At 70.1% G+C, this 13,251-nt stretch carries 17 protein-coding genes and 1 pseudogene (1 of these 18 only partly in view); all 18 read right to left on the bottom strand.

What is annotated here, in order from left to right:
* Positions 1-198: 198 nt before the first annotated feature.
* Entirely contained in the window at positions 199-468 is a 270-nt protein-coding gene (locus tag FDZ70_01260) for a phosphohydrolase (GenBank protein TLM80289.1), read from the bottom strand.
* A gap of 55 nt (positions 469-523) precedes the next feature.
* The gene (locus FDZ70_01265; GenBank protein TLM80290.1) at positions 524-1,603 is read right to left on the bottom strand and encodes an undecaprenyl/decaprenyl-phosphate alpha-N-acetylglucosaminyl 1-phosphate transferase; all 1,080 of its coding nucleotides are present in this window, start codon (positions 1,601-1,603) and stop codon (positions 524-526) included.
* 14 nt (positions 1,604-1,617) lie between these two features.
* Positions 1,618-2,037, bottom strand: coding sequence for a cytidine deaminase (locus FDZ70_01270; GenBank protein ID TLM80304.1), 420 nt, complete (start codon positions 2,035-2,037; stop codon positions 1,618-1,620).
* Positions 2,038-2,082: 45 nt separating this feature from the next.
* Positions 2,083-3,330 (bottom strand): serine hydroxymethyltransferase, encoded by a 1,248-nt coding sequence (locus tag FDZ70_01275; protein TLM80291.1) that lies wholly within the window; start codon positions 3,328-3,330, stop codon positions 2,083-2,085.
* Between the two features lie 42 nt (positions 3,331-3,372).
* Positions 3,373-3,819, bottom strand: coding sequence for a ribose 5-phosphate isomerase B (gene rpiB, locus FDZ70_01280; protein TLM80292.1), 447 nt, complete (start codon positions 3,817-3,819; stop codon positions 3,373-3,375).
* A gap of 1 nt (position 3,820) precedes the next feature.
* A complete protein-coding gene (locus FDZ70_01285) occupies positions 3,821-4,465 on the bottom strand; it encodes a threonylcarbamoyl-AMP synthase (GenBank protein TLM80293.1) in 645 nt (214 codons plus the stop codon).
* Entirely contained in the window at positions 4,462-5,373 is a 912-nt protein-coding gene (prmC, locus tag FDZ70_01290; GenBank protein ID TLM80294.1) for a peptide chain release factor N(5)-glutamine methyltransferase, read from the bottom strand. Before prmC ends, FDZ70_01285 begins: the two co-directional genes overlap by 4 nt.
* A gap of 8 nt (positions 5,374-5,381) precedes the next feature.
* On the bottom strand, positions 5,382-6,449 hold the full coding sequence (gene prfA / locus FDZ70_01295; GenBank protein ID TLM80295.1) for a peptide chain release factor 1: 1,068 nt from the start codon (positions 6,447-6,449) through the stop codon (positions 5,382-5,384).
* A 74-nt stretch (positions 6,450-6,523) separates the two neighbouring features.
* A complete protein-coding gene (locus tag FDZ70_01300) occupies positions 6,524-6,934 on the bottom strand; it encodes a type II toxin-antitoxin system HicB family antitoxin (GenBank protein TLM80296.1) in 411 nt (136 codons plus the stop codon).
* Positions 6,927-7,217, bottom strand: a complete 291-nt coding sequence (locus FDZ70_01305; protein ID TLM80297.1) for a hypothetical protein — start codon at positions 7,215-7,217, stop codon at positions 6,927-6,929. Before FDZ70_01305 ends, FDZ70_01300 begins: the two co-directional genes overlap by 8 nt.
* An 86-nt stretch (positions 7,218-7,303) precedes the next feature.
* A complete protein-coding gene (locus FDZ70_01310) occupies positions 7,304-8,287 on the bottom strand; it encodes a DUF1385 domain-containing protein (GenBank protein TLM80305.1) in 984 nt (327 codons plus the stop codon).
* Between the two features lie 25 nt (positions 8,288-8,312).
* The gene (locus FDZ70_01315; GenBank protein ID TLM80298.1) at positions 8,313-8,996 is read right to left on the bottom strand and encodes an FAD-dependent thymidylate synthase; all 684 of its coding nucleotides are present in this window, start codon (positions 8,994-8,996) and stop codon (positions 8,313-8,315) included.
* Between the two features lie 89 nt (positions 8,997-9,085).
* On the bottom strand, positions 9,086-9,634 hold the full coding sequence (gene rpmE, locus FDZ70_01320; GenBank protein ID TLM80299.1) for a 50S ribosomal protein L31: 549 nt from the start codon (positions 9,632-9,634) through the stop codon (positions 9,086-9,088).
* A gap of 87 nt (positions 9,635-9,721) precedes the next feature.
* Positions 9,722-11,071 carry a transcription termination factor Rho gene (locus tag FDZ70_01325; protein ID TLM80300.1) on the bottom strand — a complete coding sequence of 450 codons (1,350 nt, stop codon included), beginning with the start codon at positions 11,069-11,071 and terminating at the stop codon, positions 9,722-9,724.
* Positions 11,068-11,730, bottom strand: a complete 663-nt coding sequence (gene fsa / locus FDZ70_01330) for a fructose-6-phosphate aldolase (protein ID TLM80301.1) — start codon at positions 11,728-11,730, stop codon at positions 11,068-11,070. Before fsa ends, FDZ70_01325 begins: the two co-directional genes overlap by 4 nt.
* A gap of 261 nt (positions 11,731-11,991) precedes the next feature.
* On the bottom strand, positions 11,992-12,243 hold the full coding sequence (locus tag FDZ70_01335) for a hypothetical protein (protein TLM80302.1): 252 nt from the start codon (positions 12,241-12,243) through the stop codon (positions 11,992-11,994).
* Positions 12,244-12,246: 3 nt separating this feature from the next.
* The gene (gene sppA / locus FDZ70_01340; protein ID TLM80303.1) at positions 12,247-13,095 is read right to left on the bottom strand and encodes a signal peptide peptidase SppA; all 849 of its coding nucleotides are present in this window, start codon (positions 13,093-13,095) and stop codon (positions 12,247-12,249) included.
* A 77-nt stretch (positions 13,096-13,172) separates the two neighbouring features.
* Positions 13,173-13,251, bottom strand: a pseudogene (locus FDZ70_01345) (O-antigen ligase family protein) (it continues 1,086 nt past the right edge of the window).

The following is a 13,251-nucleotide window of genomic DNA, read 5'->3' on the forward strand; positions in this document are numbered from 1 at the left end:
GGGTTGAAGGTGAGCGCGGTGAGCGTGCGGAAGGCAGACTGAACGCGCGGCCGGACGATCCCGTGCGCATGTCCGCGTAGCGATCGACTCCGGCACCGCCGCCTGCGACGTCAAGCTGGAGTGTGCGGTCGGACGGCGCCACGCGAATGGACGAGGCTCCGCAGAAGCACCGCCAAGGGCCCGATGCCTCGCGACTGCCTACCCCGCCTCCGAGCCGTCCTCTTCCCCCGCCCCCATCATCTCCACGAACTCCTTGTAGCGCTCGGCTCCCAGGCACTCCGCCGCGGCCGCACACCAGGCCGCGCACGACGGCACCGCGTCGCGGTCGACGCGCTCGCCGCACTTCGGGCACCGGCGCCCGCGCTCGTCGGAGAACAGCTCGACGCGGGCGTGGCACGATGGGCAGACCACGTCGTCAGCCGTGATGTTGCGCATGTCATTGCCCGGACACCGCATCTGACGCGTCATAGAGATCACACCTCCCGGTGCGCCCTCCACTGCAACACCCGTGCCCGTGGGGTGCCTATCCCTCGTCCACGTGGTGGTGCGCCGCGTCGAACAGCCCGAGCCTGTTGGCCACGAACGCCGACGGGACCGCCACGAGCACCAGCGTCACCCACCGAAGTGACGACGGCGCGTAGCGCATCGCGTAGCCCGCCACCGCCAGCGCGAACGACCACGCCCAGATGATCGTCACCGTCATGCGCTGGCCGTACCCGCGCCCGAGCAGCCGGTGGTGCAGGTGGCCCTTGTCGGCCTCCTGGATGGGGCGCCGATGCAGGATGCGCCGGATGATGGCCGAGCCGGTGTCGAAGATCGGCACGCCGATGATCAGCAGCGGCACGGCCAAGGTGATGGCCGCGGTCGACTTCATCACGCCCATCAGCGCGATGGACCCGAGGATGAAGCCGAGGAACATCGACCCCGAGTCGCCCATGAAGACGCTCGCCGGGTGGAAGTTGTAGCGCAGGAACCCGACGCACGCCCCGAGCAGCGCGACCGCGAACACCGCTGCGATGACCTGGTTGCTCTGCGCGGCGAGCAGCGCGAACCACCCGGCCGAGATGGCGGCCACGCCGCCGGCGAGCCCGTCGAGCCCGTCGATGAGGTTGATGACGTTCGCGAACCCGACGAGCCACAGCACGGTGACCGGGTACGCCGCGAGCCCGAGACTCTGCAGCCCCGGCCCGAACGGGTTGCCGATGTACTCGACCCGAGCGCCTGCCGCGACCGCGATGACCGCCGCGGCGATCTGGCCGAGCAGCTTGTCGCGCGGGCTCCAGGTGTGCAGGTCGTCGAGCACGCCGACGGCGAAGATGACCGTCGCACCCGCCAGCACGCCGAGCACCTGTCCGGGCCTGGCGACCACACCGAGATCCCAGCCCAGCAGCCGGTCACCGGCCCACGCGACCGCGAGCGTCGCCACGAAGCCGAGGAACATCGCCACGCCGCCGAAGCGTGACACCGTGCCCTCGTGCACGTTGCGCCCGCCCGCGAGCGCGACCGCGCCGGTGCGCTCGCCCAGCCGCCGCGCCCACGGCGTCAGCAGCAGTGTGACGGAAAGCGCCACTCCCCCGAGCACGAGGTACTGCCACCACGCCATCTCAGCCAGCCCCCCTACGGGCGATCGAGGCGGCGCAAGGTCACGCCCGCCTCGGAGATCATCTGCTCGGACAGCGTGTCCGGGTACGGATCCCGAAAGACAATCTCGGTGCAGCCCGAGTTGATGAGGATCTTCGCGCACAGCACGCACGGCTGATGCGTGCAGTAGCAGACCGCGCCGTCGATCGAGTTGCCGTACTTCGCGGCCTGCACGACCGCATTCTGCTCGGCATGGATGGCGCGGCAGAGTTCGTGCTTCTCGCCGCTCGGGATGCCGAGCTGCTCGCGCAGGCAGCCGACCTCATCGCAGTGCCTCAGGCCCTTCGGCGCACCGTTGTAGCCTGTCGCGAGGATGCGCTTGTCCTTCACGAGTACCGCGCCGCACGCGCGGCGCACGCACGTGCTGCGCCCGGCCACCTGCTCGGCGATCGCCATGAAGTACTCGTCCCAGGACGGACGCGTCACTTCTCGCGGCCTCCTCTACAGCTCGGGATAGAGCGGGTGCTCGGCGAGCATCGCCGCGATGTCGGCGGCGATGTCGGCCAGGCGCTTCTCGTCGTCGCGCTTGAAGACCGCGTCGGCGATGAGGCAGCCGATGGTATGCGCCTCGCCTTCCGTGAAGCCGCGGGTGGTCATCGCCGCGGTGCCCACGCGGATGCCGCTCGTGACGAACGGCGACTGCGGGTCGTTGGGGATGGAGTTCTTGTTCACGGTGATGCCGACGCGCTCGAGCAGCGCCTCGGCATCCTTGCCGCTGATGTCGGCGGGGCGCAGGTCGACCAACGCGAGGTGGTTGTCGGTGCCGCCCGAGATGAGCCGCAGGCCGCACTCGGCCATCGCCGCCGCCATCGCCCTGCAGTTGATGATGACCTGTTCGATGTAGGCCTTGAACTCCGGCTGGGCCGCCTCGCGGAACGCGACCGCCTTGCCGGCGATGACGTGCTCGAGCGGGCCGCCCTGACTGCCCGGGAAGACGGACTTGTCGATGGCGGCCGCGTGCTGCTCCCTGCACAGGATGAAGCCGCCTCGCGGGCCGCGCAGCGTCTTGTGCGCGGTGGAGGTGACGACATCGGCGTGCGGCACGGGCGACGGGTGTGCGCCGGCGGCGACCAGCCCGGCGATGTGCGCCATGTCGACCATGAGGATCGCGTCGACCTCGCGCGCGATCGCGCCGAATCTCTCGAAATCGATCACGCGCGGGTACGCGCTCGCGCCCGCGATGATCATCTTCGGCCGGAACTCGCGCGCTACGTGTTCGACCTCGTCGTAGTCGATCATCTCGGTCTCGGGATGCAGCCCGTAGGCGGCCATCTCGTAGAACTTCCCGGAGAAGTTGACCGGCGAGCCGTGCGTGAGATGCCCGCCCATGGCCAGGCTCATCCCGAGCACGCGGTCGCCCGGTTGCAGGAACGCGAAGTACGCCGCCATGTTCGCCTGCGCGCCCGCGTGCGGCTGGACGTTGGCGTGGTCGGCGCCGAACAACTCGCACGCGCGCCGCCGCGCGAGGTCCTCGACGACGTCGACCTCCTCGCAGCCGCCGTAGTAGCGCTTGCCGGGCACGCCCTCGGCGTACTTGTTGGCGAGCACGCTGCCGCACGCCTCCATGACGGCGAGCGAGGTGAAGTTCTCCGAGGCGATGAGTTCGATCGTGCCGCGCTGCCGGGTCAACTCGGCGTCCATCGCGGCGGCGACTTCCGGATCCTGGCCGGGGATGTACTTGAGCGTCATGCGGGGGTGCGTCCTTCCATGGGGGCGGCGGGCGGCGCGTTCCTAGCGGGCGCCCTCGATCTCGTGGATGCGCCCGATGCGGCGCACGTGGCGGTCGTCGTGGGTGAACTCGGTCGCGAGGAACACGTCGGCGATCTGCTTCGCGGTCTCGGCCGGGGTGAACCGCCCTCCGAGCGTGAGTACGTTCGCGTCGTTGTGCTCGCGCGCGAGCCGGGCGACCTCGGGGTCGAAGATGTTGGCGGCCCGGATGCCCGGCACCTTGTTGGCGGCGATCGCCATGCCTATGCCGGTGCCGCAGAACAGGATGCCGCGCTCGGCCTCACCGGCTGCCACAGCGTGCGCGACCTTCGTGGCGACGTCCGGGTAGTCGACGGGGTCGGCGCTGTACGCACCAAGGTCCACGACGTCGTGACCCCTGCCCATGAGGTGAGCCTTGACCTGCTCCTTGAGCCCGAAGCCGCCGTGGTCGGCGCCGATCAGCACCCGCATCTTAGGCGTCGTGCCCCTTCGCCGCGGCCATGATCTCTTCGGCCGGCACCGCGCCCTCGCGCAGGATGACCGGCTCCTCGCCGGTGCAGTCCACGACCGACGACGCGACGCCGTGCTCGGTCTCGCCGCCGTCGAGCGTCAGGTCCGCGGCGGCGATGATGCGCTCCTCGAGCTCCTCGAAGCTGCCCGGCGCCGGCTTGCCGGACGTGTTGGCCGAGGTGGCGATGAGCGCGCCGCCCGACGAGCGGATGAGCTCCATGACGAGCGTATGGTCGGGTGAGCGCAGCGCCACCGTGCCGCGGTCGTCACGGAACTCGGGCGGCACCACGGCGGCGGCCTTGACGACGATCGTCAGCGCGCCGGGCCAGAACTCCTTCGCGAGATTGTGCGCGTACTCGGGGACGTCGACGCCGTAGGTGTCGAGCGCCGCCTCCTCCTCCACCAGCCACGGGATGGCCTTGCGGGCGGGGCGCTGCTTGATATCGATGATCTCGTGCGGACCGATGCACGAGGCCGCCGAGGCGCCGATGCCGTACACCGTCTCGGTCGGGAAGACGACGATCCCGCCGTCACGAAGGACCGTGGCGGCGAGATTGACCACTTCTGCGGAAGGGTTCTCCTGATCGACGTGCACCACTTTGCTCATGGCTGCCGGCCTCCTCGGATGTGTGGGTCTGCTCGCTTCGCTGGCGCGTGTCCCGCGACCACTCGCGGGCGCTGCGCGAGATCCTGTTCGCTGACGACTCCTTCATACCACGCGCGCATCAGTTTGTCGGCATCGGCGACGCGACTTTCGTCCAACTCCATCGCAAGCACACCTCCGGGGGTGAGCCACTCGCGCGCGCCGTCCATGATACGCCTCGCCGTGTCGAGCCCGTCGGCGCCGCCGTCGAGCGCGGCGCGCGGCTCGCGATCGCGGACCTCGGCCGGCAGGTCGGCGAGGTCGGCGGTGGGGATGTAGGGCGGGTTGGCGACCACCGCGTCGAGCCGGCCGCGCAGGTCCGCGGGCAGCGGCGCGAACAGGTCGCCGGTCAGCACGGTGACCGCGTCGGCCAGCCCGAGCCGGTCGGCGTTCTCCGCCGCCAGCGCGGCCGCCGCAGGGTCCGCCTCGACAGCCCAAACGCGCGCGCCCTCGCACTCGTGCGCGATCGAGAGCGCGACCGCGCCCGAGCCCGCGCACAGGTCCGCGACGAGCGCCTCGCCGCCGTGGACGCCGAGATGGCGCAGCACGACGTCCACGAGCACCTCCGTCTCGGGCCGAGGGATGAACACGCCCGGTCCCACCCGCAGAACGAGGTGGCGGAAGCCCACCTCGCCGGTGATGTGCTGGAGCGGCTCGCCCGCGACTCGGCGCTCGATGCTGTCGCGGAAGGTCGCGCGCTCCTCGGGTGTGAGCGGGCGGTCGTGGTGCGCGTAGAGCTGGACGCGCGATAGCCCGGTCGCGGCTGACAGCAGCCACTCGGCGGCGCGTCTCGGGGCGGGGTCACCGTGCTTGGCGAGGTGCACGCGGGTCCAGTCGAGCGCCTCGATCACGGTCCAGACGCGGTCAGCCATGCGGAACGCTACACCGCCGCCTTCATGCGCTCGGCGCGGTCGGCGGCCACGAGCGCCTCGATCATCGGGCCGATCTCACCGGCGAGCACCGCCGGGATGTTGTGGATCGTCACGCCGATGCGGTGGTCGGTGATGCGGTCCTGCGGGAAGTTGTACGTGCGGATCTTCTCCGAGCGGTCACCCGAGCCGATCTGGCTGCGGCGCGCGGCGCCCTGCTCGGCGGCCTGCCGCTCGACCTCGGCCTCGTAGAGGCGTGCGCGCAGGACGCGCATGGCCTCCTCGCGGTTCTGAAGCTGCGACTTCTGGTTCTGCGACTGGACGACCACGCCCGTCGGCAGGTGCGTGATGCGGACCGCCGAGTCCGTGGTATTGACCGACTGGCCGCCCGGGCCGCTGGACCGGTAGACGTCGATGCGCAGGTCCTCGGCGCGGATCTCGATCTCGACGTCGTCGGCCTCGGGCAGCACCGCTACCGTGGCGGTCGAGGTGTGGATGCGGCCCTGCGCCTCGGTCGCCGGAACGCGCTGGACGCGGTGGACGCCGGACTCGAACTTCATCTTCGAGTAGACCTTGTCACCGCGGATCTTGAAGACGACCTCCTTGAAACCGCCGACGCCGCTCTCGGACGAGTCGATCTCCTCGACCTTCCAGCGCTGCGTCTCGGCGTAGCGCGTGTACATGCGGTACAGGTCGCCCGCGAACAGGCCGGCCTCGTCGCCGCCGGCGCCCGCGCGGATCTCGACGATGACGTCCTTGTCGTCGTTCGGGTCGCTCGGGAGCAGCATGACCTTGATCTCGTCCTCGAGCGCAGGCACGCGCGCTTCGAGCTCGTCGAGCTCGTCCTTCGCGAGGTCCTTCATCTCGGGGTCCGACTCGGTGCCGAGGATCTCCTTGGCTCCATCGATGCCATCGAGCACGCCGAGGTACTCGCGCACCTTCTCGGCGAGCGGCGTCTGCCCGCGGTGCTCCTTGGCCAGCCGCGCGTACTCCTTCTGGTCCGCGAGCACGGCGGGGTCGCCGAGCCTGGCGGTCAGCTCGTCGTAGGCGGCGAGGATCTGTGCGTAGCGGTCGCGCATGGGTCGAGTGGGCTCCGAGGACGGGTGCGGGGACGGCACATGGTAGCACGCGCGCGGGGGCGCGGGCGGGCGCGCTACGGCTGCGAGCCGGGCGGCTCCTCGCATGCGAGTGACGCGCCGCCCGCGGTCACGCTGCGCACGCCCTCCGCGAAACCGAGACGCTCGGCGAGCAGGACATTGACGTACTGGTTGAGCGAGACGCCCTCGCGTTGCGCCTCCCGCGCCGCGCGCGCGTGCAGCACCGTCGGCATGCGCAGCAGGAAGCGGCCGGAGTAGTCGTCCACGCCCCATGGGTCCGGGACGGGGCGGCCCTGGGAGCGCATCTCGGCGGTCCAGACGTCGAACGAGGTGCGGAGCATCTCGAGGGCCTCATTCGCGTCGGCCCCCTGCGCGAGGCACCCCGAGCACTCCGCCACCTCGGCGACGATCCCGCCTGTGTCCAGCCACAGCCACACCGTGTACTCGTCGAACGCGTGCTCAGTCACCGCTCTCCTCCCAACACTCGTACCCAAGTCGGTTGACGACGAGGCTCACGTACACCTTGAGCACCGTCCCGCCGCGCTCCGCGATCGTCACCCGGTTCGACCCGCACCGAACGATCAGGTGCGTCGGCTTCGACGTGGGGACCACCGCAAAGCCCGCAGCCCTGAGCGCACCGAGCAACTCGCGCGTCGAGACGTGCTTCCCGGACCCGTGCAGTTCTCTGAGCGACCGTCTCGCCGCCACATCCGCCTCCCAAATGATATCGCATACGATATCGCTACGCACGTCGGCGCAGGGGAACGGTAGCGCGAGCGTGTTACCGAGGGCCTACCGGGATCTGAACGTGCAGGTCAGCGAGGGCGGACTGAGCGCTACGGCGCGTCGGCGAGGGCGACCTCGGGGGCGGCGTCGACGGCCTCGGCTACCGGCCCGCCAGCCTCGCGCTCCTCGCGTGCCACCACGAGGCTCATCGCGGCGACGGCCACCTCGACCATCGAGTCGTCGGGCTCGCGCGTCGTCATCTTCTGCAGCATCAGCCCCGGCCACAGCAGGACGCGCACGGCCGGATGCTCGCTGCGGCCGCCGGCCCACTTGATGACCTCGTAGGCGATGCCCGCGATCGGCGGGAGCAGCAGGATGTGGATGAGGATGGTCACCACCGTGGCGAGCAGCCCGCTGGCCACCCCCGCCCCCATCAGGATCTGCTTGATCGGCACGAGCATGTACACCGCGATGGCCACGACCATGACCATGAGCAGGAACGACGTACCGCAGCGCACGTGCATCGTCTCGTAGCGCTGGATGACGGGCGCCTCGAGCGGCAGGCCGTGCTCGTAGGCGTGGATCGTCTTGTGCTCGGCGCCGTGGTAGGCGAACACGCGCTGGATCTCCTTCATACGGCTGACCGCCCAGATGTAGGCGAAGAACACCACCAGCCGCATCCCGCCGTTCGTAAGGTTCCAGAGGAACACATGGTCGTCGGGGCGGCCGACGAGCCACTTGGCGAGGAACGCCGGCAGCACCGTGAACAGGCCGATCGCCAGCAGCAGGCCGAGCACCATCGTCCAGCCGACCTCGGCGTCGGTGAGCTGCTCGTCCTCGGTCTCACCGGCGAGCTTGGCCGAGACCGAGAATGCGCGCATCGCAAGCACCATCGTCTCGTAGAGGCCCCACACGCCGCGCACCAGCGGCCAGCGCAGCCACTTGCGCGTGAGGGCCACGCGATGCAGGTCGTGCTCTTCGGTGTGGATCTCGCCGTCGGCCGAGCGTACGGCGATCGCCCAGTTGTAGCGGCCGCGCATCATGATGCCCTCGATGACGGCTTGGCCGCCGATGTGCGTGTGCTGTATGCGCATGCGCGCGGGCGCGGGCGCAGCGTCCTCAGTCACGCATGGCCGCCTTCGGATACGGCTCGCCGCACGTCATCTTGCCCTCGCTGCACGCACCGCGCACGCAGCTCGCACCGGCGTCGTAGAAGAGGTAGGGCGCGGTCTCGTTGCACAGGGCGAGCATCTCGAGCGCCACGCCGCGAATCTCCCACTGCGCCCGCTTGCAGCAGCGCAGTTCGAAGAAGTGAAGCAGCTCGCGCACGTTCATCGTGATGACGATCTTGGTCTCCATCGCATTGGGCAGCAGGTAGCGCGCGTCCTCGGCAGGCACGCCGGCGTCCATGAGCGCCCGGTACGCGGCGAACGCGGCGGCGGTCGCCTCGTCGAACCGCTCGCGCGCGGCCGGGTCTGTGGCCACCGAAGGCGGGACGACGAAGACCGGCTCATCGGCGTAGGAGACGTAGCGCTGCGACTGCTGGTTGAAGCTCGCGATGCGATGCCGCACGAGTTGGTGCGTCATCGCGCGCGACACGCCGTCGACCGCGAAGGTGTAGCCCGCGTGCTCGAGCGCCGAGTAGTGGCCGCTCATCATGATGGTCTTGAGGACCTTGCGCACCGCCTCGTCCGACATGGTCTCCATGAGCTCCGCCGCCCCGACGGGCGCGTAGCACAGCCGGGCCGCGGCCGCGACGGCGCGCTCGGGGTCGGGCGTGTGGTAGAGCAGGCGGACGTCCACTGCGGCGAAGCTCCTGTCCGATACGAACGAAGGCGGCCGTAGCCGGGCCGCCTTCACATTCTAGCAACGCATGGCGCGCGGTACGGGCGCTATTCGGCACTCTCGTCGGCGGAGGCGTCCTCAGCAGCCGGCGCCTCGTCGGCGACGGGCTCGTCGGCGACGTCGGGAGCGGCGACCTCCTCGGCGGCGGCGGCCTCCTCGGCGACCTCCGCGGCGACCTCCTCGACGATCTCGGCGACCGCTTCCTCGGCGGCGTCGACGTCGGCCTCGGCCGCCTCGACCTTCGGCTTCTCGAGCGGGGTGCCCTCGTACTTCGACGCGCGGGCGGCCTTCTCGGCGGCCTTGGCGTCGCGGGCCTGCTTCGCCTCGGCGGCAGCGGCCTCGGCGGCCTTGCGGCGCTCGTCGCGCGCGGCGGCCTCGCGGTCGGCGACGGCAGCGGCGGCTCCGCCGAACTTGTCCTCGAAGCGCTGGACGCGTCCGCCGGTGTCCACGAACTTCTGCTTGCCGGTGTAGAAGGGATGGCACATCGAGCACAGCTCGAGGTGGACCTCCGGCACGGTGGAGCGAGTGACGAACACGGAGCCGCACGAGCAGATGAACCGCGACTCGACGTACTCCGGATGGATGCCCTGCTTCATGTCTTCGTTTCCTCCGTTCGCGGCGCTGGTTTCCGACCAGCACCCGGATGACAGCCTGCGGAGTCTAGCACGCGTCCGCGAGGGGCGCTAGAGGTCGACCCCGTTGCTCTTCTTCTGCGCGCCGCGCGCCATCTTGAGCAGGAACTCCTGGTTGTTGTCGGTGGTCTTGAGGCCCTTGATGAGCATGTCCATCGCGCGCTCGGGATTGTCGACGCCGTGCAGGATACGGCGCACGCCCCACACGAACGGCGCCTCCTCCTTGGTCAGGATGAGCTCCTCCTTGCGCGTGCCCGAGGTGATGACGTCGATCGCGGGGAAGATGCGGCGGTCGGCCATGCCGCGGTCGAGACGCAGTTCGAGGTTGCCGGTGCCCTTGAACTCCTCGAAGATGACCTCGTCCATCTTGCTGCCTGTGTCGACCAGCGCGGTGGCGAGGATCGTCAGCGACCCGCCGTGCTCGATGTTGCGCGCCGCGCCGAAGAACTTCTTCGGCGGGTAGAGTGCGGTCGAGTCGACGCCGCCGGACAGGATGCGCCCGGACGCCGGCGTCGCGAGGTTGTACGCACGCGCGAGGCGTGTGATCGAGTCGAGCAGGATGACGACGTCCATGCCGCTCTCGACGAGGCGCTTGGCGCGCTCCATGACGAGCTCGGCCACCGCGATGTGCTGGTCGCTCGGCATGTCGAAGGTCGAGGAGACGACCTCTCCCTTGATCGAGCGCTCCATGTCGGTGACTTCCTCGGGCCGCTCGTCGACGAGCAGGCACATGAGGTAGACCTCGGGGTTGTTCGCCGAGATGGACGCGGCGATGTCCTTGAGCACGGTCGTCTTGCCGGCCTTGGGCGGCGAGACGATGAGCCCGCGCTGGCCCTTGCCGATCGGGGCGACGAGGTCGATCACGCGCGCGGTGACGAACGCGGGCCCGTGCTCCATGCGCAGCCGCTCGTCCGGGTAGACCGGCGTGAGGTCGGCGAAGCGCGGGCGGCCCTTGGCCGACTCCGGCTCCTGGCCGTTGATCGCGTCCACGCGCATGAGCGCGGCGTACTTCTCGTTGTCCTTGGGCGGGCGGACCTGGCCGCGCACGAGGTCGCCGCGGCGCAGCTCGAAGCGGCGCACGTACGACATCGAGACGTAGACGTCGCGGTCGCCGGGCAGGTACCCGCCCGTGCGCAGGAAGCCGTAGCCCTCGGGCAGCACGTCGAGGATGCCGTAGACGTCGATGAAGCCCTCGGCCTTGACCTTGGCCTCGAGGACCGCCTCGATCAGCTCGTCCTTCTTCTTGAGCATCTTGGCGTCGATGCCGAGCTCCTCGGCCATCGCACGCAACTCGGCGACGGTCTTGGGCTCGAGGTCGGCGCGCGTGATCGACGGCGCTACCGGCTGGTCCTGGGGCAGACCGCCGCCACGGCGGCCTCTCTTGCGGGGGCGAGGACTCATGAGTTCACTACCTTCTCCCAGTCGGCGAGGAACGACTCCAGGCCGCGGTCGGTGAGGGGGTGCTTCACGCACTGCTGGAGCACCTTGAACGGGACGGTGCAGATGTCGGCGCCGATGAGCGCCGAGGCCACCACGTGCTGCGGGTGACGGATGGACGCCGCGATGACCTCGACCTCGTGGCCGAAGTCGTAGTTCCTGACCGCGGTCACCATGTTGCCGAGGTGCTCGACGCCGTCCTCGGAGATGTCGTCGAAGCGGCCCACGAACGGCGAGATGTACCGCGCGCCGGCGCGGGCGGCCATGATCGCCTGCGGCACCGTGAAGCACAGCGTCATGTTCACGGCGATGCCCTTGGCGGCGAGCTGCTTGGTGGCGGCGAGCCCCTCGGGCATCGTCGGCACCTTGACGACCACGCGCGGGTCGAGCGCGGCGAGTTCGATGCCATCGCGCACGATCTCGTCGCGCGTCATCGAGACGGACTCGGCCGAGACCGGCCCGTCGACGATCTCGCAGATGCGCTTCACGTGCGCCGGGAAGTCGGCGAGCTTCCCTCCGACGCGCTGGTACAGCGTGGGGTTGGTGGTGACGCCGGCGATGACGCCCCAGGAGCAGGCCTCCTCGATCTCGGCGATGTCGGCGGTATCCAGGAAGAACTTCACCGTGTCACGTCTCCTCGCTCGCGACGGTGCGCCCGGCACGCACCCCGGACGCCAGCCCGCGTGTGCGAGTAGCGACCGCAGCCGTTGCCGGACTCTGAAGGGATCGACCCCGCCCGTGCCGCGTCTCGTCACCGGTCGCGGAGTGGTGCCCAGACTGCGGCCATCAACGGCGGACGCAAAGGCGGGGGACGTGCAGGAATATACACACGCCGCGCTCGGGAGCGCAAGCGCGGGCGTCGCGGCGGGCCGGTGAGCTGCTCGCTACTTCGGGACGGCGGTCCCCTGCGGCAGCCGCACCGCCGGCCCGCCGAGCCGCGAACTCAGCCCGTAGAGCGAGTCGACGAGCTCCTCCCACTCGCTGGGCTCGTACGTCACCACGCGCGGGTCGCCCTCGATCTCGCCGAGCTCGGCCGCGGCCGCAAGCGCGTCCTCGTAGGTGCCGAGTTCGTCGACGAGCCCGAGGTCGAGCGCCTTGCTGCCCATCCACGTGCGCCCGCTCGCGAGCTTGCGCACGTCCTAGGGCTTCATCTCGCGCCCGGTCGCGACCAGCTCGATGAAGCGCTCGTACGCCAGGTCCATCTCCTCGTTGAAGTACGCCATGTCCGAGGCGGTCACGCTCCGGAACGGGCTGCCGGAGTCCTTCAGGTCGCCGCGGGTCATCACGAAGAACTCGACGCCGACCTTGTCGAGCAGCTTCTCGAGGTTCGGCAGCTCCATGATCACGCCGATCGACCCGACCGACGAGGTCGGGTTCGCCACGATCAAGTCGCACTGCGACGAGACCATGTACGCGCCCGACGCGTCGATGTCGCCGACGCTCACCACGACCGGCTTGCCCGTGTCCTCGCGGAAGTAGGCGACCGTGGTGGCGATCTCCTCGGAGGCCGCGACCGTGCCGCCGGGTGAGTCCACGCGCAGCAGCACCGCCTTGACCGAGTCGTCGGCGGCGGCCTGGTCGAGTTGGTCGATGACGTACTCGGGCGTGATGACGCCGTCGAGCGAGGTGCCGGTCCCGGCGATCGTGCCGTCGATGTGGATGACGGCGACCGCATCGCCGGTGGCGAGCGGGTCGCCGGACTCGGGCATGAGCGACGCCACCATGGCGATGCAGCCGAACAACAGCGCCGCGATGATGCCGAGGATGACCACGAGCGCGACGATCCAGCCCTTCGCGCCGCGCTTCTGCGGCGCGGGGTGCACGTACGGCTGGAACTGCGCGGCTGCGCCGGGCTGAGGCGGCTGGAGCGGCTGCGCGCCTTCCGCGGGCGCGGGCGGTGTGCTGGGCGTGCCGGGATCGCTCATGGGTGCTCCTGTGGTCGGACGGCTCGGCCGCGCGGGGCGCGGGCGGGAAGCTTCGCGCCCCATGTTCGCGCCGCGCTGCCGACACGGTCAACCGCGGGGCGATCCGCGGGAAGCGCCGGAGGGGCCGACGAGAGCCGGCGTCACATGCGACGTCGCCCGCGGCGCCACATACGACGTCGTATGTGACGCCGGCCCGTCGGCAGCACCCTCCCGACGCGG

Source organism: Actinomycetota bacterium (assembly GCA_005774595.1).
Classification (GTDB): Bacteria; Actinomycetota; Coriobacteriia; order Anaerosomatales; family D1FN1-002; genus D1FN1-002.